The 22,147-nt window shown below is 72.7% G+C and carries 21 protein-coding genes; 11 read left to right on the forward strand and 10 right to left on the reverse strand.

The features are described 5' to 3' along the window. The first annotated feature begins 90 nt into the window (after nt 1-90). Entirely contained in the window at nt 91-1,425 is a 1,335-nt protein-coding gene (locus tag ABD808_RS05100; protein WP_344890541.1) for an ABC1 kinase family protein, read from the forward strand. A 139-nt stretch (nt 1,426-1,564) separates the two neighbouring features. Here the strand turns inward: ABD808_RS05100 and ABD808_RS05105 are convergent, their stop codons facing one another. Continuing rightward, a complete protein-coding gene (locus tag ABD808_RS05105) occupies nt 1,565-2,410 on the reverse strand; it encodes a siderophore-interacting protein (RefSeq protein WP_344890544.1) in 846 nt (281 codons plus the stop codon). 157 nt (nt 2,411-2,567) lie between these two features. On the opposite strand from ABD808_RS05105, the gene ABD808_RS05110 reads away from it, so the two are divergent. The 5 genes from ABD808_RS05110 to glpK all read left to right on the forward strand — a co-directional run bounded on the left by ABD808_RS05110 (nt 2,568) and on the right by glpK (nt 8,117). Further along, complete coding sequence (locus tag ABD808_RS05110; RefSeq protein ID WP_344890548.1) at nt 2,568-3,032, forward strand: nuclear transport factor 2 family protein; 465 nt, start codon at nt 2,568-2,570, stop codon at nt 3,030-3,032. A 118-nt stretch (nt 3,033-3,150) separates the two neighbouring features. Then, nucleotides 3,151-3,924: a cyclase family protein gene (locus ABD808_RS05115; protein WP_344890551.1), complete on the forward strand. Its 774-nt coding sequence runs from the start codon at nt 3,151-3,153 to the stop codon at nt 3,922-3,924. After that, the gene (locus tag ABD808_RS05120) at nt 3,921-5,603 is read left to right on the forward strand and encodes a thiamine pyrophosphate-binding protein (protein ID WP_344890554.1); all 1,683 of its coding nucleotides are present in this window, start codon (nt 3,921-3,923) and stop codon (nt 5,601-5,603) included. The genes ABD808_RS05115 and ABD808_RS05120 overlap by 4 nt, the downstream gene beginning before the upstream one ends. Before the next feature lie 80 nt (nt 5,604-5,683). Beyond that, the gene (locus ABD808_RS05125) at nt 5,684-6,535 is read left to right on the forward strand and encodes an MIP/aquaporin family protein (protein WP_344890557.1); all 852 of its coding nucleotides are present in this window, start codon (nt 5,684-5,686) and stop codon (nt 6,533-6,535) included. 64 nt (nt 6,536-6,599) lie between these two features. Continuing rightward, nucleotides 6,600-8,117, forward strand: coding sequence for a glycerol kinase GlpK (gene glpK / locus ABD808_RS05130; protein ID WP_344890561.1), 1,518 nt, complete (start codon nt 6,600-6,602; stop codon nt 8,115-8,117). A gap of 33 nt (nt 8,118-8,150) precedes the next feature. On the opposite strand, the gene ABD808_RS05135 is transcribed toward glpK, so the two are convergent. Beyond that, entirely contained in the window at nt 8,151-8,933 is a 783-nt protein-coding gene (locus tag ABD808_RS05135; RefSeq protein WP_344890564.1) for a SigB/SigF/SigG family RNA polymerase sigma factor, read from the reverse strand. A 175-nt stretch (nt 8,934-9,108) separates the two neighbouring features. Between ABD808_RS05135 and ABD808_RS05140 the strand changes: the two genes are divergently transcribed. Both ABD808_RS05140 and crcB read left to right on the forward strand, forming a co-directional pair. Further along, the gene (locus ABD808_RS05140) at nt 9,109-9,594 is read left to right on the forward strand and encodes a fluoride efflux transporter FluC (protein ID WP_344890567.1); all 486 of its coding nucleotides are present in this window, start codon (nt 9,109-9,111) and stop codon (nt 9,592-9,594) included. Then, nucleotides 9,591-9,953 carry a fluoride efflux transporter CrcB gene (gene crcB, locus ABD808_RS05145; RefSeq protein WP_344890570.1) on the forward strand — a complete coding sequence of 121 codons (363 nt, stop codon included), beginning with the start codon at nt 9,591-9,593 and terminating at the stop codon, nt 9,951-9,953. The genes ABD808_RS05140 and crcB overlap by 4 nt, the downstream gene beginning before the upstream one ends. A 200-nt stretch (nt 9,954-10,153) precedes the next feature. On the opposite strand, the gene ABD808_RS05150 is transcribed toward crcB, so the two are convergent. The 5 genes from ABD808_RS05150 to ABD808_RS05170 all read right to left on the reverse strand — a co-directional run bounded on the left by ABD808_RS05150 (nt 10,154) and on the right by ABD808_RS05170 (nt 14,827). Then, complete coding sequence (locus tag ABD808_RS05150; protein ID WP_344890573.1) at nt 10,154-10,831, reverse strand: SDR family oxidoreductase; 678 nt, start codon at nt 10,829-10,831, stop codon at nt 10,154-10,156. 16 nt (nt 10,832-10,847) lie between these two features. Further along, on the reverse strand, nt 10,848-11,999 hold the full coding sequence (locus tag ABD808_RS05155; RefSeq protein ID WP_344890576.1) for a glycosyltransferase: 1,152 nt from the start codon (nt 11,997-11,999) through the stop codon (nt 10,848-10,850). 4 nt (nt 12,000-12,003) lie between these two features. After that, nucleotides 12,004-13,062 carry a glycosyltransferase family 9 protein gene (locus ABD808_RS05160; protein ID WP_344890579.1) on the reverse strand — a complete coding sequence of 353 codons (1,059 nt, stop codon included), beginning with the start codon at nt 13,060-13,062 and terminating at the stop codon, nt 12,004-12,006. Next, complete coding sequence (locus tag ABD808_RS05165; RefSeq protein WP_344890582.1) at nt 13,059-13,190, reverse strand: hypothetical protein; 132 nt, start codon at nt 13,188-13,190, stop codon at nt 13,059-13,061. Before ABD808_RS05165 ends, ABD808_RS05160 begins: the two co-directional genes overlap by 4 nt. 179 nt (nt 13,191-13,369) lie before the next feature. Next, nucleotides 13,370-14,827 (reverse strand): MFS transporter, encoded by a 1,458-nt coding sequence (locus ABD808_RS05170; protein WP_425548888.1) that lies wholly within the window; start codon nt 14,825-14,827, stop codon nt 13,370-13,372. 100 nt (nt 14,828-14,927) lie between these two features. Here ABD808_RS05170 and ABD808_RS05175 point away from each other — a divergent pair, with 100 nt between their 5' ends. Then, nucleotides 14,928-15,803: a helix-turn-helix transcriptional regulator gene (locus ABD808_RS05175; protein ID WP_344890588.1), complete on the forward strand. Its 876-nt coding sequence runs from the start codon at nt 14,928-14,930 to the stop codon at nt 15,801-15,803. 27 nt (nt 15,804-15,830) lie between these two features. Here the strand turns inward: ABD808_RS05175 and ABD808_RS05180 are convergent, their stop codons facing one another. Further along, nucleotides 15,831-16,193: a DUF6343 family protein gene (locus ABD808_RS05180; RefSeq protein ID WP_344890592.1), complete on the reverse strand. Its 363-nt coding sequence runs from the start codon at nt 16,191-16,193 to the stop codon at nt 15,831-15,833. A gap of 55 nt (nt 16,194-16,248) precedes the next feature. Continuing rightward, nucleotides 16,249-17,274: an L-glyceraldehyde 3-phosphate reductase gene (mgrA, locus tag ABD808_RS05185; protein WP_344890595.1), complete on the reverse strand. Its 1,026-nt coding sequence runs from the start codon at nt 17,272-17,274 to the stop codon at nt 16,249-16,251. A gap of 177 nt (nt 17,275-17,451) precedes the next feature. Between mgrA and paaZ the strand changes: the two genes are divergently transcribed. Further along, entirely contained in the window at nt 17,452-19,491 is a 2,040-nt protein-coding gene (paaZ, locus tag ABD808_RS05190) for a phenylacetic acid degradation bifunctional protein PaaZ (protein WP_344890598.1), read from the forward strand. 79 nt (nt 19,492-19,570) lie between these two features. Continuing rightward, nucleotides 19,571-20,524, forward strand: a complete 954-nt coding sequence (locus tag ABD808_RS05195) for a LysR family transcriptional regulator (protein ID WP_344890602.1) — start codon at nt 19,571-19,573, stop codon at nt 20,522-20,524. On the opposite strand, the gene ABD808_RS05200 is transcribed toward ABD808_RS05195, so the two are convergent. Then, nucleotides 20,496-22,034 carry an aldehyde dehydrogenase family protein gene (locus tag ABD808_RS05200; protein WP_344890605.1) on the reverse strand — a complete coding sequence of 513 codons (1,539 nt, stop codon included), beginning with the start codon at nt 22,032-22,034 and terminating at the stop codon, nt 20,496-20,498. The genes ABD808_RS05195 and ABD808_RS05200 overlap by 29 nt on opposite strands. Nucleotides 22,035-22,147 lie beyond the last annotated feature (113 nt).

The raw sequence follows: 22,147 nt of genomic DNA on the forward strand, positions 1-22,147 counted from the left end.
GATGCCCGTGCGGGAATCTCCGCGCGCGCCCGAACGCTATACATTTCAGGACGAATGACCGTTTTATTGCAGTTAGGGGACGGCTGGCACGTGAACGACATCCCGCGCCGCGCCGTGACGCGGACCGCGAAGCTGGCGAGCCTGCCCCTCGGCCTCGCCGGACGCACCGCGCTCGGGATCGGCAAGCGCACCATCGGCCGCCCGGCCGAGGCCGTCGCGCTGGAGGTCCAGCGCCGCACGGCCGACCAGCTGTTCGCCGTGCTCGGCGAGCTCAAGGGCGGCGCGATGAAGGTCGGCCAACTCCTGTCGATCTTCGAGGCCGGGCTGCCCGAGGACGTCGCCGGGCCGTTTCGCGCCAGCCTCGTCCGCCTCCAGGAGGCGGCGCCCCCGATGCCCGCCGCCACCGCCCACCGCGTCCTCGCCGCGAACCTCGGCGACGACTGGCACGCCATGTTCGCCGAGTTCGACGACAGGCCCGCCGCCGCCGCGTCCATCGGCCAGGTCCACAAGGCCGTCTGGCACGACGGCCGCACGGTCGCCGTCAAGGTCCAGTACCCCGGCGCCGCCGACGCCCTGATGAGCGACTTCGCCCAGATCTCGCGGTTCAGCAGGCTCCTCACCCCGCTGTTCCCCGGCATCGAGGTCAAGCCCGTCATCGCCGACCTCAGAGGCCGTCTGGAAAGGGAACTCGACTACGCCGACGAGGCCCGCGTCCAGACGGCCTTCCACGACGCGTACGCCGACGACCCCGACTTCGTCGTCCCCGCCGTCGTCGCCCAGTCAGGCGACGTGCTCGTCACCGAATGGCTGGACGGCACCCCGCTCGCGGACGTCATCGCCGACGGCCCCCAGGACCGCCGCGACCGCGCCGGACTCCTGCTGTTCCGCTTCCTGCTCTCCGGCCCCGCTCGCTGCGAGCTGATCCACATCGACCCGCACCCGGGCAACTTCCGGCTCCTGGACGACGGGCGCCTCGGCGTCCTGGACTTCGGCGGCGCCGCCCGCGTCCCCGCCGACCTCCAGTGGTCGATCGGCCGCGTCCTGCGCATCGGCACTCTCGGCGACCCCGCCGACATCGTCGAGGCCCTCCGCGCCGAGGGCTTCCTCGCCCCCGACGCCCAGGTCGACCCCGACGAGGTCGCCGACCTCGTCGCGCCGCACGCCGCCCCGTTCGCCGTCGAACGCTTCCGCTACTCCCGCGAATGGCTCCGCGAGCAGACCGCCCGGGGCATCGGCCTCGCCTCCGACCTCCGCCCCGGCGCCCTGGCCCGCCAACTCCGCCTCCCACCCCAGTACCTGGCGGTGAGCCGCGCCCTGTCCGGCTGCGGCGGCGTCCTCTGCCAACTGGAGGCCGAGGGCCCCTTCCGCGCCGAAGCCGAACACTGGCTCCCCGGCTTCACCCCAGAAACCCAACCCACCCCCTAACCCGCACGAACACGTCCGCGCGGGGCGGGGGCTCGGCGCCCATGCCGTCGAAGTACGGGGCCTCGCACGAACACGTGCGCGGGCGGGGTTTTACGAGGCGACCGGAGTGAGCGCAGCGAGCGGAGGGCGCCTCTTGGTATTAGGCGAGGGCTTTGGCTTCCTCTTCTTCGACCTCGCGGTTCCAGTCGCGTTTGCCGGACTGCCAGCCGTCCTCGTCGCGGCCGAGGCGCCAGTAGCCGGAGATGGACAGTTGGGTCATCGGGAGGCCGCGGTCGACCCGCAGGTGGCGTCGGAGGGCCTTGACGAAGTTGGCCTCGCCGTGGACGAAGGCGTGCACGTCGCCCTCGGGGAAGGTGAGGTCGTGGACGGCGTCGACCAGCAGGTCGCCGACGCGGCCGCCGTCGCGGTGCAGCCAGACGATCTCGGCGGCGCCCGGGTTCGGCAGCGGCTGTTCCTCCTGCGGGCCCGCGACCTCGACGAACACGCGGGCGGGGGCGTCGCCCGGGATGCGTTCGAGGGCGGCGGCGATCGCGGGCAGGGCGCTCTCGTCGCCGACGAGCAGGTGCCATCCGGCATCGGCGCGGGGGGCGTAGCCGCCGCCCGGGCCCATGAAGTAGATGGCGTCGCCCGGCTGGGCGGCCGCGGCCCACGGGCCCGCCAGGCCCTCGTCGCCGTGGTAGACGAAGTCGAGTGTCAGCTCGACCGCCTTCGGGTCCCACGTGCGGACGGTGTAGGTGCGGGTGACCGGCCACTGCTCGCGCGGCAGCTCCGCGCGGATCCGGTCCATGTCGAACGGTTCGGGGTAGGTGACTCCCGGCGGGGGGAAGAGGAGCTTCACGTAGTGGTCGGTGAACTCGCCCGCGCCGAACTCGGCCAGGTCGTCACCGCCGATGATCACGCGGATCATGTGCGGGGTGAGGTGCTCGGTCCGCAGCACCGTCCCCTTGGTCAGCCTGCGCCCCTTGCGCGCCGGTTCCGTCGCCATCCAGGTCCTCCGATGATCCAAGTCACAGTACTTAGGCAACCCTAACCTGTGTTTCGCCCGGATTGTTCCACCTGGTCGATACGGAGGCGGACGCCGCGTTACCGTCGAACCGCGAGGTTACGGCTCTGATGGAACAGCGAGTGGACGGGTGGGTCCCTTGGCGGTCAGCAGGCAGACGATGACGGACGAGCAGCGCAAGTCGGTGGCGCTGGAGTACCTCAAGGGGTTCGACAACGGCGGCGTCACGTCCGACGGCGCGCCGCTCCTGGACCTGTTCGCCGACGACGCGCAGGTCTACTTCCCGAAATGGGGCCTCGCCACCGGCAAGGAGGAGATCGCGCGGCTGTTCGGCGACGTCGGCGCGACGATCACGTCCATCAGGCACCACTACGCCGGGTTCAACTGGATCCTCACCGGGACCGACACCCTGGTCTGCGAGGGCACCAGCCACGGCGAGCACCGGGACGGCCCCTGGCGCGCCGGTGTCCCCGAGTGGGGCGCCGGACGGTGGTGCGACGTCTTCGAGATCCGCGACTGGAGGATTCAGCGTGTCTTCATCTATCTCGACCCCGACTACGCGAGCGCCGACAAGGCCCGGTATCCGTGGCTGACGGAGGGGTGACCGGCCGTGAGAAAAGGGCGGTCGGCCTGCACGGGGTGACCCTCTGAGCAGGCTCGTCTGCGGTACGTTCGGGGGATCCGCGCTCCCCTCAGCCGTCCGCGCGCCGCCCGGAGGACCCATGTCCGTGCTCGCCCAGTTGCTCACCGCCGTCCGCGACGGCGCGGTGGAGGTCGTCGACCTGACCGCCCCGCTGTCGGAGCGCACCCCGATCCTGAGACTGCCGGAGCCGTTCGCCAACACGGTGCCGTTCCGGCTCAAGGAGATCAGCCGGTACGACGACCGGGGTCCCGCCTGGTACTGGAACGACTTCGAGTCCGGCGAGCACGTCGGCACCCACTTCGACGCGCCGGTGCACTGGGCGACGGGACGCGACGGCGAGGACGTCTCGCAGGTCGCGCCCGGACGGCTCGTCGCCCCGGCCGTCGTGCTGGACGCGTCCGCCCACGCCGCCGAGAACCCCGACTTCCTGCTGGAGATCGAGCACGTCCGCGCCTGGGAGGACGAGCACGGCCCGCTCCCCGACGGCGGCTGGTTCCTCTACCGGACGGGCTGGGACGCGCGCTCCGCCGACCAGGACACCTTCCTCAACGCCGACGAGAACGGCCCGCACACCCCTGGGATCTCGCCCGAGTGCGCCCGGTGGCTCGCCGAGGAGACGCCCGTCCTCGGCCTCGGCGTGGAGACCGTCGGCACCGACGCGGGCGGCGCGCACGGGTTCGACCCGCCGTTCCCCTGCCACTCGTTCTTCCTCGGCGCGGGCAAGTACGGGCTCACCCAGTTGCAGAACCTGGACCGGTTGCCCGCGCGCGGCGCCGTGCTGCTCGCCTCGCCGCTGCCGATCGTCGGCGGCTCGGGCAGTCCCGCCCGGGTGCTCGCGCTGGTCGAGCGGTGAACGTCGCGGAGGCGGTGGGGGAGTCGCTGGCGCGGCGCGGCGCCCGCACGGTCTTCGGGGTCGTCGGCAGCGGCAACTTCCATGTCACCAACGCGATGGTCGCGCATGGCGCCACGTTCGTCGCGGCCCGGCACGAGGGCGGCGCCGCGACGATGGCCGACGCCTACGCGCGGGTCACCGGCGGGCTCGGGGTGGTGTCGGTCCACCAGGGGCCCGGCCTCACGAACGCGGTGACGGGCATCGCCGAGGCCGCCAAGAGCCGCACGCCGCTGCTGATCGTGTCCGGCGAGGTCGCCGCGTCGGCCGTCCGCTCCAACTTCCGCGTCGACCAGGCGGCGATCGCGGCGGCGGTCGGCGCCGTGCCCGAGCGGGTCCACTCGCCGGGGACCGCGCTCGCCGACGTCGCCCGCGCCTGCCGTACCGCGGTCGCCGAGCGGCGCACCGTCCTGCTCGGCCTGCCGCTGGACATCCAGGCCGCCGAGCACCCGGAGTTCGCGCCGTCCCGCGCGCCCACCGGGAACGGCTCCCCGCCGCGGGTGCCGCCGCTGCCCGTGCCGCCGCACGCCGCGATCGTGCGGCTGGCCGAGGTGCTGAGGGCCGCGCGGCGGCCGGTGTTCATCGCCGGACGGGGCGCGCGGCTGTCCGGCGCCGACGAGCCTCTCGCCGAGCTGGCCGCCCGCTGCGGGGCGCTGATCGCGACGTCCGCCGTCGCGCGCGGGCTGTTCACCGGCGACCCGTTCGACCTGGACGTCAGCGGCGGCTTCGCCACCCCCGCCGCGGCCGAGCTGATCGCCGCCGCCGACCTGATCGTCGGCTGGGGCTGCTCGCTGAACATGTGGACCACCCGGCACGGCGCCCTCATCGGCGGCGGGACGAAGGTCGTGCAGGTCGACACCGACGCCAGGGCGCTCGGCGCGCACCGTCCCGTCGACCTCGGCCTGATCGGGGACGCCGCCGAGACGGCGCGCGCCGTCGACGCCGAGCTGGCCGAGGGCGGGCACACCGCGACCGGGTACCGCACGCCGGAGGTGGCCGACCGGCTCGCCCGCGAGGGCCGCTGGCGCGACGTCCCCTACGACGAGCACCCCGAGGAGGACGCGGACGACCCCCGCATCGACCCCCGCACACTGTCGATCGCCCTCGACGCGATGCTGCCCCGCGAACGCACCGTCGCCGTCGATTCCGGAAATTTCATGGGCTACCCGGCCATGTTCCTGGACGTCCCCGACTCCGACGGCCTGGTGTTCACCCAGGCGTTCCAGGCGGTGGGCCTCGGCCTGGCCACCGCGATCGGCGCGGCCGTGGCCCGTCCCGACCGGCTGACCGTCGCCGCGCTCGGCGACGGCGGCGCGCTGATGGCGGTGGGCGAGCTGGAGACGGCGGTCCGGCTCGGGCTCGGCCTGCTCGTGGTCGTCTACGACGACGAGGCGTACGGCGCGGAGGTGCACCACTTCCGTCCCGGCGGGCATCCGCTGGACACGGTGACGTTCCCGCCCGCCGACCTGGCCGCGATCGGGCGCGGTTTCGGGTGCGCGGCGGTGACCGTCCGGCGGCCCGCCGACCTCGACGCGGTGGCCGCGTGGCTGGACGGCCCGCGCGACCGCCCCATGGTCGTGGACGCCAAGGTCACCCGAGCCCACCCGGCCTGGTGGCTGGAGGAGGCGTTCCGCGGTCACTGACCGCGTTCGACCGGGTTTTTTCCGCGACTCCTGGGAACCATCACGGGGCACGATCATCTTCCGGGCACCCAGGAGGACAGATGACACGAGGCCCGAGAGTCTCCCAGCTCGGCGCGGAGATGATGGCCGAGTTCGCCGGCACGTTGATCCTGATCCTGTTCGGCGTGGGCGTCGTCGCGCAGGTGGTGGCGGGCAGCGGGCTCGGCGCCCCGGACAGCCTCGGCGGCCACGACGCCATCGCCTGGGCCTGGGGCATCGGCGTGACGCTCGGCGTGTACGCGTCGGCGCGGATCAGCGGCGGGCACATCAACCCGGCCGTCACCTTCGCGCTCGCGGTCTTCAAGGGCTTCCCCTGGCGGAAGGTGCTGCCGTTCTGGTTCGCGCAGGTGCTCGGCGCGTTCGTCGCGGCGCTGATCGTCCGGTGGAACTACAGCGAGATCCTGCAGAAGTTCGACCCGGGCCTGACGCAGAAGACGCACCTGGTGTTCTCCACGATGCCGGGTAACGGGACGCTGCCGATCGGCACGTGGGGCGCGTTCCGCGACCAGGTGATCGGCACCGCGATCCTGCTGTTCCTCGTCCTCGCCCTCACCGACCTGCGCAACGCGCCGCCGCTGGCGAACCTCGCGCCGTTCATCATCGGGCTCGTCGTGGTCGCGATCGGGATGGCGTTCGGCTCCGCCGCCGGGTACGCGATCAACCCGGCCCGTGACCTCGGCCCCCGGCTCGCCCAGTACATCACCGGGTACGGGTCGGACGCCTGGCACGACCAGTACGGACACCTGTATTTCTGGGTCCCGCTCGTGGCGCCGATGATCGGCGCCGTGGTCGGGGCCGGGCTGTACATCCTGCTCGTCGGCCGCAACATTCCGGAGGAGGAGGGCGAGCCGGGTCTGCCGACCGGGCCCGAACCGGAGTACGACGTCACCTGACGGATCCGCGAGTCAGGACGGGCAAGGCAGCCGCGCGAGGCAGACGAGGCAGAAGGGACAGTCCATGGCCGACTTCGTCGGGGCGCTCGACCAGGGCACCACCAGCACCCGCTTCATGATCTTCGATCACGGCGGCAACGAGGTGGCGCGCCACCAGCTCGAACACGAGCAGATCCTGCCGCGGGCGGGCTGGGTGGAGCACAACCCCACCGAGATCTGGGAGCGGACCCGCGCCGTCATCGAGTCCACTTTGAACAAGGCGCACCTGACCCACGCCGACCTGGCCGCGTTCGGGATCACCAACCAGCGTGAGACGACGGTGGTGTGGAACCGCCGCACCGGCCGTCCGTACTACAACGCGATCGTGTGGCAGGACACCCGCACCGACCGCATCGCGTCCGCCCTGGAACGCGACGGGAAGGGCGACGTCATCCGCCGCAGGGCCGGGCTCCCCCCGGCCACGTACTTCTCGGGCGGCAAGATCCAGTGGATCCTGGACAACGTCGACGGTACCCGCGAGGACGCCGAGGACGGCGAGGCCGTCTTCGGCAACATCGACACCTGGGTGCTGTGGAACCTGACGGGCGGCGTCAACGGCGGCGTGCACGTCACCGACCCCACCAACGCCAGCCGCACCATGCTGATGGACCTGGAGACCCTCGACTGGGACGACGAGCTGCTGTCGTTCTTCGGCGTCCCGCGTTCGATGCTGCCGCGCATCCTGCCGTCGTCCGCGCCCGAGCCGTACGGCATGACCCGTCCGGGCGGGCCGGTGGGCGGCGAGGTCCCGCTGACGGGGATCCTGGGCGACCAGCAGGCCGCGACGGTCGGGCAGGTCTGCTTCGCGCCCGGCGAGGCCAAGAACACCTACGGAACCGGCAACTTCCTGCTGCTCAACACGGGGGAGGAGCTCGTCCGGTCCAAGGCGGGGATGCTCACGACCGTCTGCTACCGGTTCGGCGACCAGGCCCCGGTGTACGCGCTGGAGGGGTCGATCGCGGTGACGGGGTCGGCGGTGCAGTGGCTCCGCGACCAGCTCGGCGTCATCTCCGGCGCCGCGCAGAGCGAGTCGCTGGCCCGGCAGGTCGACGACAACGGCGGGATGTACTTCGTGCCCGCGTTCTCCGGCCTGTTCGCCCCCTACTGGCGGTCGGACGCCCGCGGCGCCATCGTCGGCCTGTCGCGGTTCAACACCAACGCGCACCTGGCCCGCGCCACCCTGGAGTCGATCTGCTACCAGTCGCGAGACGTGGTGGAGGCGATGCGCGCCGACTCCGGCGTCGCCCTGGACGTCCTCAAGGTCGACGGCGGCGTCACCGCCAACGAGCTGTGCATGCAGTTGCAGGCCGACATCCTGGGCGTCCCGGTGTCGCGGCCGGTGGTCGCCGAGACCACCGCGCTCGGCGCCGCCTACGCCGCCGGGCTCGCCACCGGGTTCTGGGGCACCACCGACGAGCTGCGCCAGAACTGGAACGAGGACCGCCGCTGGGAGCCGTCCTGGACGGAGGAGCAGCGGCGGGACGGCTACGCGGGCTGGAAGAAGGCCGTCGAACGCACCTACGGCTGGGTCGACGTCGACTGACCGAGGCCCCGGCCCGTCAGGCGAGGAGCGGCGTTACGCGAGGAGCCCGGCGCGGAGCTTGTCGAGAGTGGCGCGCAGCAGGCGGGACACGTGCATCTGGGACAGGCCGATCTGCTCGGCGATCTGTGTCTGCGTCTTGTTGCCGAAGAACCGCAGCAGCAGGATCGTCCGCTCGCGCTCGGGCAGCTCGTCGATCAGCGGGCCGAGGGCGTGGCCGTCGATGAACGCGTCCAGGGCCGGGTCGTCGGATCCGAGGTACTCGCCGACGGTGCCGTTGTCGCTGCTGCGCGACCCGTCCGCCGGTGCCTCCAGGGACAGCGGACGGTAGGCGTCGCACGCGACGATGACCTCGATCGTCTCCTCCTCGGTGATGTCCAGGCGCGCGGCGATCTCGGCGGTGGTGGGGGCGCGCCCCTGCTCACGGGTGAACTCCTGCACGGTGCGTTGCAGCACCGGCCGCAGTTCCTGGACGCGGCGCGTCACCCGTACTCCCCACGTCTTGTCGCGGAAGTGCCGCTTCACCTCCCCCGTCACGACCGGGTAGGCGTAGGTGACGAACCGGTCGCCGACGTCGGGGTCGAACCGGTTGATGGCCTTGACCAGGCCCAGGTAGGCGACCTGCTGGAGGTCGTCGATCGGCTCGCCGCGTCCCGCGTACCGGCGCGCCACCCCGCGCACGAGCGCGGTGTGCAGGTCGACGATGCGCGACCGCAGCCGTTCGCGTTCGGGGTCGTCCTGCGCGAGGCGGTTCATCTCGGCCAGCAGGACCTCGGTGTGGCCATCGTCGAAGCGGTGCGCGGGCGGCGCCAATGTCATGAGAGTGATCTCCCTTCCGCGAGCGACCGTCGCGGCGGGGGGATCGCTCGGTTCCCCCTCTCTACCCGACGATCGGTCCGTCAGTCCGCGGCGCGGGGACCACACCAAATAGGGAGGACGTAGCTAGACTCGGGAGATTCGCAGGAGGCGGGGGCACGGCGGTGGGGAGCGTGTGGTGGCCGAACGTCCGGTCGACCCAGATGTCGACCTGCGTGTCCCGGAGCAGCGGCGGGAGTTCCGCCGTGATCCGTGGGAGACCCTGGCGGCCATCGCGGTCGGCGGCGCCATCGGAGCTCTGTCCCGGTACGAGCTGAGCCACGCGTTCCCGTACGGGCCCGGCGACTTCCCCTGGGTCGTGTTCTGGATCAACGTCACGGGCTGCCTGCTGATCGGCGTGCTCATGGTCCTCGTCACCGAGACGTGGCAGGTGCACCGGCTGATCCGCCCGTTCCTCGGCGTGGGGGTCCTCGGCGGGTTCACGACGTTCTCCACGTACGCCGTCGACATCCAGCGGACGGTCGACGCCGACGCGCCCCGGGTCGCGCTCGCGTATCTCGCGCTCACGCTCGTCACGGCACTGGTCGCCACCCTGGCCGGGATGCGGCTCACCCGCGCGGTCACGCGGCGAGCGGAGCGCCGGGCGGGGGAGTCGGGCGAATGACGGTCCTGCTCATCGCCCTCGGCGCCGCGCTCGGCGCCCCGCTGCGCTACCTGACCGACCGGGCCGTGCAGGCCCGGCACGACTCGGTGTTCCCGTGGGGGACGATGACCGTCAACGTCACCGGGTCGTTCGTACTGGGCCTGCTGGTGGCGCTGCCCGCCGACACTGGCGTCATGTCCTTCGCTGGGACGGGCTTCTGCGGCGCCCTCAGCACGTACTCCACGTTCGGGTACGAGACCGTCCGGCTGGCCGAGGAGGGCGCGCGCCTCCCCGCGCTGCTCAACGCGGTGGCGTCCGTCGCGGCGGGGCTCGGCGCGGCCTACTGCGGCATGGTCGTCTCGCAGGCCGTCACCGGCTGACAGGCTGTTACCAGTTGGCAGGCGTTACCAGCTGCCAGGGCCGGAAAAGTGGTGCGGCCCAGGCTCGCAGACCGAGGCACGTGGCTTCGATCTCGCGAGTGGGCCGCGACGTGACTGTGCCCATCCCGCCGTGACGGTAAACCGGTAGGTGTCTCAAGTGTCACGGCGCGGGGACACCGAACCCGCCTACGGGGAAGCGGTTACGGCCATGCGGTCTCCTTGGACGGGCACACCACCATCTCCCGCACCTCGCAGCCCGGGGGCTGTGACAGCGCGAACGCGATCGTCGCGGCCACGTCCTCCGGGCGGCTGAGCGTCACGTCCGGGCCCGGCTTGTACCTCGCGGGCCGGTCGTCGAAGAACGCGGTGTCCATGCCGCCGGGCACGACCATCGTGACGGCGACCTTCCCGGCCAGCTCGGCGGCGAGCGCCCGGGTGAACCCGGCGATCCCGAACTCGGCCGCGCAGGCCGCGGTCGCGTCGCCCGCCGCGCGGAGCCCGAGCGTCGACCCGACGGTGACGATGCGTCCGGCTGGCTCGTTCTCCAGGTAGGGGAGCGCGGCGCGGACGACGGCGGCGGTGCCGAGCAGGTTCACCTGGACGACCCGCTCCCAGTCCTCGGCGGGCACCTCGCACAGCGTCCCGTGGGCGTCGATGCCCGCGGCGGTGACGACGGCGTTCAGGCCCCCGGCGGCGCGGGCCAGGCCGTGCACGGCGCGCTCGGCGCACCGGCGGTCGGCGAGGTCGGCCTGCATGTGCTCGAAGTCGTCCTTGGGCGGGTGCCGGTCGAGAACGAGCGGGCGCCCGCCGTCGGCGGCGACCCTGCGCGCGACGGCCGCGCCGAGCCCCGACGCTCCACCGGTGATCAGGACGTTCATGGGCGTTCCCTTCGGCTCAGGCCGCCAGCTCGGTCAGCGCGGCGGCATGGCGGTAGACGGCGGCGACATCGGTGGCGACGCGGGTCCAGGAGTAGTGGTCGCGGGCACGGTCGGCGCCCGCAGTTCCCATCGCGGCCCGGCGTGCCGGGTCGTCCAGCAGGGCGCGGATCGCGGCGGCGGCCGAGTCCGGGTCAAGGGGCGGGACGTGGAGTCCGGTGACGCCGTGCACGACCGTGTCGAGATGCCCGCCGACGGCGCTCGCCACCACGGGGACGCCGCAGGCCATGGCCTCCAGCGGCACCATCCCGAACGGCTCGTACCAGGGCAGCGTCACCACGAGGCCCGCCGACCGGAGCAGTGGCGGGACCTCGTCACGGTCGAGCCGTCCGAGGAACGTCACGCGGGCGGCGACGCCCGCGTTCCGCGCCACCTCGCGGAGCGCGCGAACGTTCGGGTCGGCGTCCAGGTCGCCGCGCGGGCCGCCCGCGATGGCCAGTTCGGCGTCCGGCACCTTCGCGAGCGCCCTGATCGCCGTGTCGACGCCCTTGCGCTCGACGAGCCGCGACAGCACCACAAGCCGACGCCCGTCTTCCGGCGGGCCGCCGGGCGCGAACAGGTCGAGGTCGACGCCGCACGGCACCACCCGGACCCGATCGTGCGCGACGCCCATCGCCGCCAACTCGGCGACCTCCTCGGAGCAGGTGGCGATGACGGCGTCGACGGCATGCCCGATGGCGCGCTCCAACCGCACCCGCGACGCCGGACCGGTGTTCCCGACCTGGTGGCGGCGCGACACGACGCCGAGATCGTGGAAGGTCTGCACCACCGGGACGCGCCGCGCCCCGGCCGCCTGAGCGGCCTGGATCGCGGCGAGGCCGCTCATCCAGAAGTGTGCGTGCGCGACGTCGGGCGGGTCGGCGGCCCACCGGCGCTCCAGCTGGCGTCCGAAGTCGTGCGTCCATGGCAGAAGCTCCTGCCTGGGGATGCGCTCGGGCGGCCCGGCGGGGACATGCTCGACGGTCACGCCGGGCGCGAGCCGCACCCGTTCCCGCTGGGCGGGGGAGTCGCGCCGGGTGTAGACGGTGACGTAGTGCCCCTGGCGGCCGAGCGCGGCGCTCAGTCCCGCGACGAGGGGGCCGGTGTCCTCGGAGATCATGGCTATCTTCATCGCGTTACCTCCCGGAGTCTGCGTCCCGTGAGCGAACGGCGTCCATCACCTCCCCGTCCGTCGGCGCGGCCTCCCGCCTCATCACGATCTCCAGGGCGGCGGCGACCTCGTCCGCGCCGACCGACGACAGGCAGGGATGGCCGTCGACCGGGCACTCGCGGGCGTGGCTGTCGCGGCACGGCGCCCGCTGGTCGCCGAGCAATGCCATCGGCACGCCGAACGGCGCCCAGCGGGCCGCGCGGACCGTCGGCGCGAACAGCGACACGACGGGCGTGCCCACGGCGGCGGCCAGGTGCGCGGGCCCGGTGTTGCCCGCGACGACGGCGCGGGCGCCCGCCAGCACGGACGCCAGTTCGGGCAGCGTGGTCCGGCCGCCGAGGTCGAGACCGTCCGGCCCGGCGACGAGCGCGGTGAGTTCCTTCTCGTCCCCGTCGCCGGTGACGACGACGCGGTGACCGGCGGCGCCCAGCAGCCGGACGGCCTCGGCGCAGCGCTCCGGCGGCCAGGCCCGCGCGGGCGCCGACGTCCCCGGATGCAGCACGACGTATCCGGGGCCGCCGGTCAGGTGGCCGGTGTCCGGGAGCGGGCTCCTGACCCGCAGCCGGGCGCCGCCCACGGCCGGGAACCCGGCGTCCTCGGCCAGCGCGAGCAGCCGGGGCGCCTCCGGGACGTCGTCCTCCGGACGGTGCCGCAGGTCGAGCAGCGAACCGGGATCGTCCTCGCTGATGCCGCCGATCCACGGTGTCCCCGCCAGCCGCAGCAGCAGCGCCAGCGGCAGCGGCGACTGGCCGGACGACGTCAGCAGCAACGCCCGGTCGAACCCGCGGAGTCTGCGCGTCAAATCGTCGATCTCGCCGCGCCTGACCGGGACGCGCCCCGGGCCGAGCCACGGGGCGCGCCACTCGATGACGCGGTCGACGCCGGGCAGCAGGTCGGCGGCGGGGCGGCCGCGCGGGCCGCACAGCAGCACCACCTCGGTGGCGCGCGCGGCGACCGCCCGCACGGCGGGCCCGGCGAGCAGCACGTCGCCGAGGTCGTCCTGACGGGAGACGAGGACCCTCATCGGCCCCGCCCACCGCCGGGCGGCCGCCCGGCGGTGAGGTGCGAGCCTGTGGTGATCGAGACCGTGGTGATCGAGCCCGTGGTGATCGAGCCTGTGGTGATGGAGGTGAAGATTCCGAGCACGCGCATGTGAGCCCCGTTCCGGCGCAGCGTTCGGTGAATCGGCGACGCCTTCGTCGTAGGCGCCCGCCCTCGGCGTTCGTGCGAGACGAATTCCCCTACAGGTGATTCGACATTGCCGATAAGCGGGTCGTTAAACGCCAAAACAGAAAAGTCGCCGGTAGCCGAAATACGAGGTCAATGCGCGTTCAGGAAGCGGCGTGGGCCCCCGAGACGCGGCCCCGGGCCAGGAACACGCCCGCGGCGGTGCCGAGCAGCGCCATTACGGTGAGCGCCCAGCCCGTGCCGTACTCGGCGTGCCGCGTCGAGCCGCTGGACTCCGACAGCGTCAGGAACAGCGTCCCGACGGTGGCGATCCCGATCACCTGCGAGAGCTGCATCACCGTGAGGAGCAACCCGCTGGCGTCCGCCGCGTCCCGCTGGTCGACGTGCGTCAACGCGACCGTCATGATGATCGGCATCACGCCGAGACCGAATCCGATGACCCCCGTCAGTGCCTCGTAGGGCGCGCCGCCACCCGCGAGCGGGCCGACGCACAGGTACCCGGCCGCCGCGAGCGCGAACCCGACCGGGATCACGGCGCGGTGCAGCCGCGGCGGCAGCCGCCGCCAGTTCAGCCCCACCAGCCCGAACGCCAGCACGCACGGCACGAACGCGAGCCCCGACTTCACCGGCGACATGCGCAACTCGCCCTGGAGGTGCAGAGTCGTGGTGAACAGGAACGCCGCCCAGCTTCCCGGCCCGAACAGGAGCGCGACGCAGGCGGGCACCAGCCCCGGCGAGCGCAGCACCCGCGCCGGCAGCAGCGGCCGCCCGCCGGTGGCCGCGACGCGCCGCTCCACCAGGACGAAGGCGGCCAGGAAGAACACACTCGCGGCGAGCGACGCCCATCCCCACAGCGGCCAGTCCAGCTCATGGCCCATGATCAGCGGGACGACGAACAGCAGCACCGCCGGGCTCAGCGTCAGCAGCCCCGGGATGTCCAGCTCGCCGCGCGACCGTCCGGCCCTCTCGTGCGCCTCGTCACGCGGCAGGACGCGCGGACCGGCGAACAGCAGCCCCACCCCGACCGGCACGTTCACCAGGAAGACCGTCCGCCAGCCCATGCCGAACAGGTCCGCGCTGACCAGCAGGCCGCCCGCGACCTGCCCGACGACGACTCCGCCCGCGATGACGGCCGCGTAGATCCCGAGCGCCCGCGCCCGTGCGGCGCCCGTGAAGTTCCGCTGGATCATCGACATGACCTGCGGTGTCAGCAGCGCCGCCGAGGCGCCCTGGAGGAAGCGGAAGACCACGAGCGTCCCGGTCGTCGGCGCGAGCCCGCAGGCCAGGGACGTCAGGGTGAACGCCGCGAGGCCCGCGTGGTACATGCGGCGGTGGCCCGCGAGGTCGCCGAGGCGCGCCCCCGTGATCAGCAGTACCGCGTAGGAGATGATGTATCCGGCGACCACGAGCTGAAGTCCGGCGCCGGAGGCGTCCAGGTCCACGCGCAGCGTGGGCAGGGCGACGTTGACGATGTTGGTGTCCAGGATGCTCATGAACTGACCGAGCAGGATGACGGCGAGCGCGACCCCGCCGGCACCCGACCGCGACCCCCGTGCGGGAACAACTCCTCGCGTTTCGGTTGCTTGTGTCATATGTAGCATGATGCTCGCCCTTGGGTACTGGTAACGAGAGTCTGCTGATCCTGGTACTGGCAGCACCTGGCACGGGCCGCCGATCGGGGGCAGGGTGGGAGAGGTGACGATGACCGAGGAGACCACGACCGCCGGCCCGCGCCGCCGCACCGAACTGGCGGCGTTCCTGCGCAGCAGACGCGAGCGGATCACGCCCCAGGACGTCGGCATGCCGCCGGGCCCCCGGCGCCGCACTCCCGGCCTGCGCCGCGAGGAGGTCGCCCAGCTCGCCGGGGTCGGCGTCACCTGGTACACGTGGCTGGAGCAGGGCCGTCCGATCAACGCCAGCACGCAGGTGCTGAACGCGGTGGCGCGCACCCTGCGGCTGGACGGCGTCGAACGCGAGCACCTGTACCGGCTGGCCGAGGTCCCCGACGCCGCGCCCCCTGGGGCGGAGATCGCCCTGTGCGACGAGTTCCAGGGGATCCTGGACGCGCTCGTCCCGCTGCCCGCACAGGTCGCCAACGGCCGCGGCGACGTCCTCGCGTGGAACGACGCCTACGCGGCCCTGTTCCCGCAGCTCGTGGCGGCGCAGCCATGCGAGCGCAACTCGCTGTGGATGATGTTCACGCTGCCGCCGTGCTGCAACCCCGTCGCGGACCTGGACGTGGCGGGCCCCGCCCTCGTCGCGGTCTTCCGGCACCGCTACAGCAGGCACCTCGGGGAGCCGGGCTGGAAGGAGTTCGTCCGGCTGTTGCAGGCGGCCAGCCCCGAGTTCGCGCGGCTGTGGGCGTCCCAGGACGTCGCCCTGCCGGGCACGACGCCCAAGAAGTTCCGGTACCCGTCCGTGGGGGAGATCCGGACCCGCACCACCAACATGGACATCTCCGCGTCCCCCGACACCCGGATGGTCGTCTACACGCCGACCGACGAGGAGAGCCGCGAGCGGATCGGATACCTGCTCGCCAACCCCGAGGTCGGCGCCGCCCTCGTGCACCGGCACTGACCCGGTGCTCCGGGAGCCCGGCGGTGATCAGTGCCGGGCCCGGCGGGCGATCACGACCAGGTCGAGCGCGGCGACGACCGCGACGAACGCGCACAGCGCGGCCGCCGTCCAGGCGCCGTCGTCGTCCTCGCGCTGCGCGGTCACGGCGAACACGACCGCGGCCGCCGCCGACCCGACCAGCGCCACCCCGGACAGGATCGCCCGCAGCCGCAGCGGGCTGCGCGCGGTGAGCGGCTCCCGTCCCGACGGCTGCTCGTGGCGGTAGGGCCCGCGCGACCCGGGCCCGTGCCAGTCGGGGTCCCGCCACTCCGAGTACTCGTCCTCGGGTTCGCGCCGGTCGGGCCGGTCGGGCCGGTTCGGGTCCTCCATGCGCTGGTCGTGCCCCGTCACGGCCCGACGATGCGCGCACCCCGGCTGGCCAGCGACACCAGGGCGAGCGCTGTGATCATTCCGCGCTGGACGCCGCCCAGATGTTGACGCCCGACTCGACGGCGTCCCGGTCGATGGCGGCGAGCTCGTCAGCGGTGAAGTCGAGCCGGTCGAGCGCCGCGAGGTTCTCCTCCAGCTGCGCGACGCTGCTCGCGCCGATCAGCGCGGAGGTCACCCGGCCGTCCCGCAGCGACCAGGCCAGCGCGAGCTGCGCCAGCGACTGCCCGCGCCCCTTGGCGATCTCGTTGAGGGCCCGGACGTGCCGGAGGTTGTCGTCGGTGAGCAGGCCCGGCGAGAACGACGCCCGCGTCCCGGCGCGCGCCCCCTCCGGGACGCCGCCGAGGTACTTGCCGGTGAGCATCCCCTGCGCCAGCGGGGAGAACGCGATGCACCCGGCGCCCTCCCGTTCGAGGGTGTCCAGGAGCCCGCCCTCGATCCACCGGTTGAGCATGGAGTAGGACGGCTGGTGGATCAGCAGCGGCGTGCCCAGTTCCCGCAGGATCGCCGCCGCCTCGGCGGTGCGTTCGGGGGAGTAGGACGAGATGCCCGCGTACAGGGCCTTCCCGGACCGGACGGCCCGGTCCAGCGCCCCCATCGTCTCCTCCAGCGGTGTCTCGGGGTCGAAACGGTGACTGTAGAAGATGTCGACGTAGTCGACGCCCATCCGGCGCAACGACTGGTCAAGGCTCGCAAGCAGGTACTTTCGCGACCCCCACTCGCCGTACGGGCCGGGCCACATGTCATAGCCCGCCTTGGTCGAGATGACGAGCTCGTCCCGGTACGGCGCGAGGTCCTCGCGCAGGATCCGGCCGAAGTTGGTCTCCGCCGACCCGTACGGCGGGCCGTAGTTGTTGGCCAGGTCGAAGTGCGTGACGCCGAGGTCGAACGCGCGCCGCAGGATGGCCCGCTGGACGTCCAGGGGACGGTCGTCGCCGAAGTTGTGCCACAGCCCGAGCGAGATCGCGGGGAGCCGCAGCCCGCTGCGCCCGCACCGCCGGTAGGGGATCCGCTCGTATCGTCCGCTGTCCGCCGTGAATGTCATGGTCACGAGTATTGACCATGCCGCCGGGTCGGGCGCCGCGCGGAGATCATCCTTGCGGAGTGAAGCGCAACGTAGGAGTGCACAAACGGAGCGTGTACCGGCTGTCATGTCTACGAGGCGTGAATTGGCGTCGCGGGTGGCAAGAAGACTCAGAGGTATGCGGACGAGGAGGTCCCGGTGGTCGTGCTGCGCAGTTATGTGTCGGGTTCTTGGCGGGCCCCGGACGGCGAGGGCGCGCCACTGCGCGACGCCGTCACGGGGGAGGAGGTCGCCCGGATCTCCTCGGCGGGCATCGACCTCGGAGACGCGCTGCGCTACGGACGCGCCGTCGGCGGCCCGGTGCTGCGCGAGTTGACGTTCCACCAGCGGGCGGCCCTGCTGAAGGCGCTAGCCTCGCATCTCTTGGAGCATCGCGAGGAGCTGTACGCGCTGTCCGCCCGGACGGGCGCCACCTTGGGCGACTCCAAGTTCGACATCGACGGCGGGATCGGCGTCCTGTTCGGCTACGGCAGCAAGGGCAGGCGCGAACTGCCGAACGACACGGTCCTGGTGGAGGGGGACGTGGAGCCGCTGGGCCGGGGCGGCACGTTCGTGGCGCAACATCTGTGCACGCCGTCGCATGGCGTCGCGGTGCAGATCAACGCCTTCAACTTTCCGGTGTGGGGGCCGTTGGAGAAGCTGGCCCCGGCGTTCCTGGCCGGGGTGCCGAGCCTGATCAAGCCCGCGAGCCAGACCGCGTACCTGACGGCCCGGCTGGTGGAGTTGATCGTCGCGTCCGGGATCCTGCCCGAGGGCAGCGTGCAGGTGGTGTGCGGGGAGCCCCGCGACCTGCTGGAGCACCTGACCGAGCAGGACCTGGTCGGGTTCACCGGGTCGGCGTCCACGGCGCGGCTGCTGCGCACCCATCCGACGATCGTCGGGAACGCGGTGCGGTTCAACGCCGAGGCCGACTCGTTGAACTGCTCGATCCTCGGTCCGGACGCCACGCCCGGCACCCGGGAGTTCGACCTGTTCGTCAAGCAGCTCGTCACCGAGATGACGGTGAAGGCGGGCCAGAAGTGCACGGCGATCCGGCGCGCGCTGGTGCCCGCCGACCTGATCGGCGACGTCGTCGAGGCGGCGCGGGAACGCCTGGCCCTGGTGACGGTCGGGAACCCGGCCGACCCGCAGGTGCGGATGGGCGCGCTCGCCGGGCTCGACCAGCGCGAAGAGGTGCGGCGCTCGTTGAAGGCGCTGCTGGAGGCGGGCCGCGCCGTGTTCGGCGACCCCGAGCATGTCGAGGTCGTGGGCGCGGACGCCGAGCGCGGCGCGTTCATCTCGCCGATCCTGCTGCGCGTGGACGACACCGCCCGCGCCGAACCCCATGAGGTCGAGGCGTTCGGCCCGGTCAGCGCGCTCCTGCCGTACGAGGGCGCCGACCAGGCCGTCGAGCTGGCCGTACGCGGTCGCGGCAGCCTCGCCGGGTCCATCGTGAGCGGCGACCACGACTTCGTCCGGCGCGTCGTCCTGGAGACGGCGCCGTGGCACGGGCGGCTGCTGGTCCTCAACTCCGAGAACGCGAAGGAGTCGACCGGCCACGGGTCGCCGCTGCCCGCGCTCGTGCACGGCGGGCCCGGACGGGCGGGCGGCGGCGAGGAAATGGGCGGGATCCGCGGCGTCGTCCACCACATGCGGCGGACCGCCGTGCAGGCCGGGCCCGCGATGCTCACCTCGATCACCGGCCGGTGGGTCCCCGGCACCGACCGGACGGTCACCGACGAGCACCCGTTCCGCAAGCACCTGGAGGACCTGCGCGTCGGCGACACCGCCGTCGGCGGGCCCCGCGTCGTCACCCTCGACGACATCGAGCACTTCGCCGGGTTCACCGGCGACACCTTCTACGCGCACACCGACGAGGACGCCGCCAGGGCCAACCCGTTCTTCGAGGGCCGCGTCGCGCACGGCTACCTGGTCGTGTCGTTCGCCGCCGGGCTGTTCGTCGACCCCGCGCCCGGGCCCGTCCTCGCGAACTACGGGCTGGAGAACCTGCGGTTCCTCGCGCCCGTCAAGCCGGACGACGAGCTGACCGTGACCCTCACCGCCAAGCAGATCACCCCGCGCGAGGACGCCGACTACGGCGAGGTCCGCTGGGACACCGACGTCACCAACCAGGAGGGCGCCTCCGTCGCCAAGTACGACGTCCTCACGCTGGTCGCCAAGCGCCCCAAGCACGACTAGTCACCCACCCCCCCGCCAGCCACACACGCGCCCAGTCACCCACCCGCCTGGCCCCCCACCCCCAAGGTGTGCGCTCCCCATGATCAGTCCCCTGCACATCCAGACGGTGCGCGAGGTGGTCCGCACCGGCTCCTTCGCCGACGCGGCCCGCAACCTCGGCTACACCGCGTCCGCCGTGTCCCAGCAGGTCGCCGCGTTGGAACGCGCCTGCGGGCTGGTGCTGTTCGAGCGGCGGGCCCGTAGCGTCCGGCCGACCAGCGCCGCGTTCCTGCTGGTCAGCCGGGGCAACGACGTGCTGTCGGCGCTCGACACGCTGGAGCGGGAGCTGCGCACCGTCGCCAGCGGCGAGCGCGGCGCCCTGCAACTCGGCAGCTTCCCGACCGCCAGCGCCCGCATCCTGCCGCGCGTGCTGGCGGAGCTGTCCCGGGTCCGGCCCGGCATCGAGATCACCCTCGCCGAGGGCGAGCCGGACGAGCTGCTCCCCGAACTGCTCGACGGCGACCTCGACCTCCAGCTCGTCTACCGGTACGACCTGTTACCACGCGCCTGGCCCGACCAGATCGTGGAGACGCCCGTCATGGACGAGGACCTCGTGCTGTGCGTGCCACGCGACCATCCGCTGGCCGCCGGGCACACCGTCCGGCTGCGGGAGCTGCGGTCGGAGACGTGGATCGCGAGCCGCCCGGAAAGTTCGGGCGCGCAGGCCTTGGAGCGGGTGTGCGGCACCGCCGGATTCACCCCGAACATCGCGTTCCGCAGCAACGACTACGCGGTCGTGTGCGGGCTCGTCGGCTGCGGCCTCGGGATCGCGCTCGTCCCGGCGCTCGGCTGCGTGCCCGCGCCGGGCCTGCGTGTCCTGCGGTTGAGCCGCCGCGCCCCGCGACGGCACGTCACCGTCCTGTGCCGCACCACCAACACGAACCCCCTGGTCAAGGATGTCCTGCGCGGCCTCACCGAGGTCGCCCGGGGCGTGCGGGCCGAGATCGGCGGCGCCACCGACCCGACTACAAGCGGAAACCGAGATCGGGAGTGATCTCCAGGACGTCCATCTGGGCCTTCTGGAGGCGGCCCGAATGGTCCCAGTTCATCGACTGCCAGCGGGTGAACTGGTCCAGTACCCAGACGCCCGACTGGCGGCTCCCGTTGCCCGACCGCCCGTTGCCGCCGAACGGCAGGTGCGCCTCCGCGCCGGACGTCGAGTTGTTCACGCTCACCATCCCGGCGGAGATCCGGCGGCGGAACGCGAACACCGTCGCCGGGTCCGTCGTGTAGATCGACGCGGACAGGCCGTAGCCGGGCGCGTTGGCGAGGGAGATCGCCTCGTCGAGCGTCTGGTACTTGGTGACGCCGATGATCGGGCCGAACGTCTCGTGGGTGAACAGCGCGTCGCTGGGACGGACGCCGTCCACGATCACCGGATGGTAGAAGAGGCCCGCCGCCGGGTCGCCGTCGAACCCGGCGCGCGGCGCTGTCGCCGTGATCCGGCCGGTGGCGGACGAGCCGAGCACGGTGTGGTGCGGCTCGATCCAGCCGAGGACCTTCTCGAACCCGGCCGCGAACCGCTCGTCGATCATCGGCCCGTACAGGACGCCGCCCGACGGGTCGCCGACGACCGCCGACCGCGTCGCCTCGTCCAGCAGCCGGACGAACTCGTCGTGCACGGACTCGTGGACGATCGCCGTCCCGAGCGACGTGCAGCGCTGCCCGGCCGTCCCGAACCCGGAGAACAGGGCGCCCTCCACGGCGAGCGGCAGTTCGGCGTCCTCGGTGACGACCATCGGGTTCTTGCCGCCCAGTTCCAGGCACGGCGACTGGAGGTGCCGCCCGCACAGCTCCCCGATCCGCGACCCCACCTCCGTGGACCCGGTGAAGCCGACCTTGTCGACCAGACCCTCGCCGAGCGCCCGTTCCAGACCGCGATACGTTTCCGGGCCGTCCGCGTGCACGACGTTCAGGACACCGTCCGGGACACCGGCGTGCGCGAACACCTCGTAGAACGCCTCCGCGCATGCCGCCGCGTACTCGGCGGGCTTCCACACCACCGTGTTCCCGCACAGCAGCGCCGGGACGATGTACCAGGACGGCACCGCGACCGGGAAGTTCCCCGCCGTGATCACGGTGACGACGCCGACCGGGTCGCGGAACGTGAACAGCTGCTTGTCGGGCATCTCCGACGGCACGGTCTGCCCGTACAACCGCCGCCCCTCCCCGAGGAAGAACGCGCACGTGTCGGCGATCTCCTGGACCTCGCCGAGCGCCTCCGCGTACGGCTTGCCGACCTCGCGGGTGACGACGCGCGCCAGCGCCCCCTTGTTGGCCTCCACCAGGCGTCCGATCGCGGCGATCACCTGCCCGCGAACGGGCGCGGGCACGTCCCGCCAGGCGTCCTGCGCTTCGCGTGCGACAGCGCAGGCGCGCACGAGGTCGTCGGCGCCCGCCAGGGACACCTCGGCGACCACCTCGGCGGTGCGGGACGGGTTAGTTGACCGGTGCACGCGCGCACCGGGCGCGAGGCGTTCACCACCGATGACGGAGCTGAGCATGATCCCACCCTCTACGGCCGGGACGCCGTAGCCAAATCGAGCAGAGCGCGACTTCCTGATCGCCAGGCCAAGCCCAGATGAGGCTCCTCCCGGCCGCGTGCGATGCTCGAACC

Source organism: Actinomadura meridiana, assembly GCF_039537545.1.
GTDB lineage: Bacteria > Actinomycetota > Actinomycetes > Streptosporangiales > Streptosporangiaceae > Spirillospora > Spirillospora meridiana.

Bases quoted from the DNA above. Each gene is read 5' to 3' on its own strand.
- ABD808_RS05115 (WP_344890551.1), top strand. From the start codon at position 3,151: ATGTCCGTGCTCGCCCAGTTGCTCACCGCCGTCCGCGACGGCGCGGTG.
- ABD808_RS05175 (WP_344890588.1), top strand. From the start codon at position 14,928: ATGACCGAGGAGACCACGACCGCCGGCCCGCGCCGCCGCACCGAACTG.
- ABD808_RS05195 (WP_344890602.1), top strand. From the start codon at position 19,571: ATGATCAGTCCCCTGCACATCCAGACGGTGCGCGAGGTGGTCCGCACC.
- ABD808_RS05200 (WP_344890605.1), bottom strand. From the start codon at position 22,034: ATGCTCAGCTCCGTCATCGGTGGTGAACGCCTCGCGCCCGGTGCGCGC.
- crcB (WP_344890570.1), top strand. From the start codon at position 9,591: ATGACGGTCCTGCTCATCGCCCTCGGCGCCGCGCTCGGCGCCCCGCTG.
- ABD808_RS05165 (WP_344890582.1), bottom strand. From the start codon at position 13,190: ATGCGCGTGCTCGGAATCTTCACCTCCATCACCACAGGCTCGATCACC.
- ABD808_RS05155 (WP_344890576.1), bottom strand. From the start codon at position 11,999: ATGAAGATAGCCATGATCTCCGAGGACACCGGCCCCCTCGTCGCGGGA.
- ABD808_RS05135 (WP_344890564.1), bottom strand. From the start codon at position 8,933: ATGACATTGGCGCCGCCCGCGCACCGCTTCGACGATGGCCACACCGAG.
- glpK (WP_344890561.1), top strand. From the start codon at position 6,600: ATGGCCGACTTCGTCGGGGCGCTCGACCAGGGCACCACCAGCACCCGC.
- mgrA (WP_344890595.1), bottom strand. From the start codon at position 17,274: ATGACATTCACGGCGGACAGCGGACGATACGAGCGGATCCCCTACCGG.
- ABD808_RS05125 (WP_344890557.1), top strand. From the start codon at position 5,684: ATGACACGAGGCCCGAGAGTCTCCCAGCTCGGCGCGGAGATGATGGCC.
- ABD808_RS05170 (WP_425548888.1), bottom strand. From the start codon at position 14,827: ATGCTACATATGACACAAGCAACCGAAACGCGAGGAGTTGTTCCCGCA.
- ABD808_RS05105 (WP_344890544.1), bottom strand. From the start codon at position 2,410: ATGGCGACGGAACCGGCGCGCAAGGGGCGCAGGCTGACCAAGGGGACG.
- ABD808_RS05150 (WP_344890573.1), bottom strand. From the start codon at position 10,831: ATGAACGTCCTGATCACCGGTGGAGCGTCGGGGCTCGGCGCGGCCGTC.
- ABD808_RS05160 (WP_344890579.1), bottom strand. From the start codon at position 13,062: ATGAGGGTCCTCGTCTCCCGTCAGGACGACCTCGGCGACGTGCTGCTC.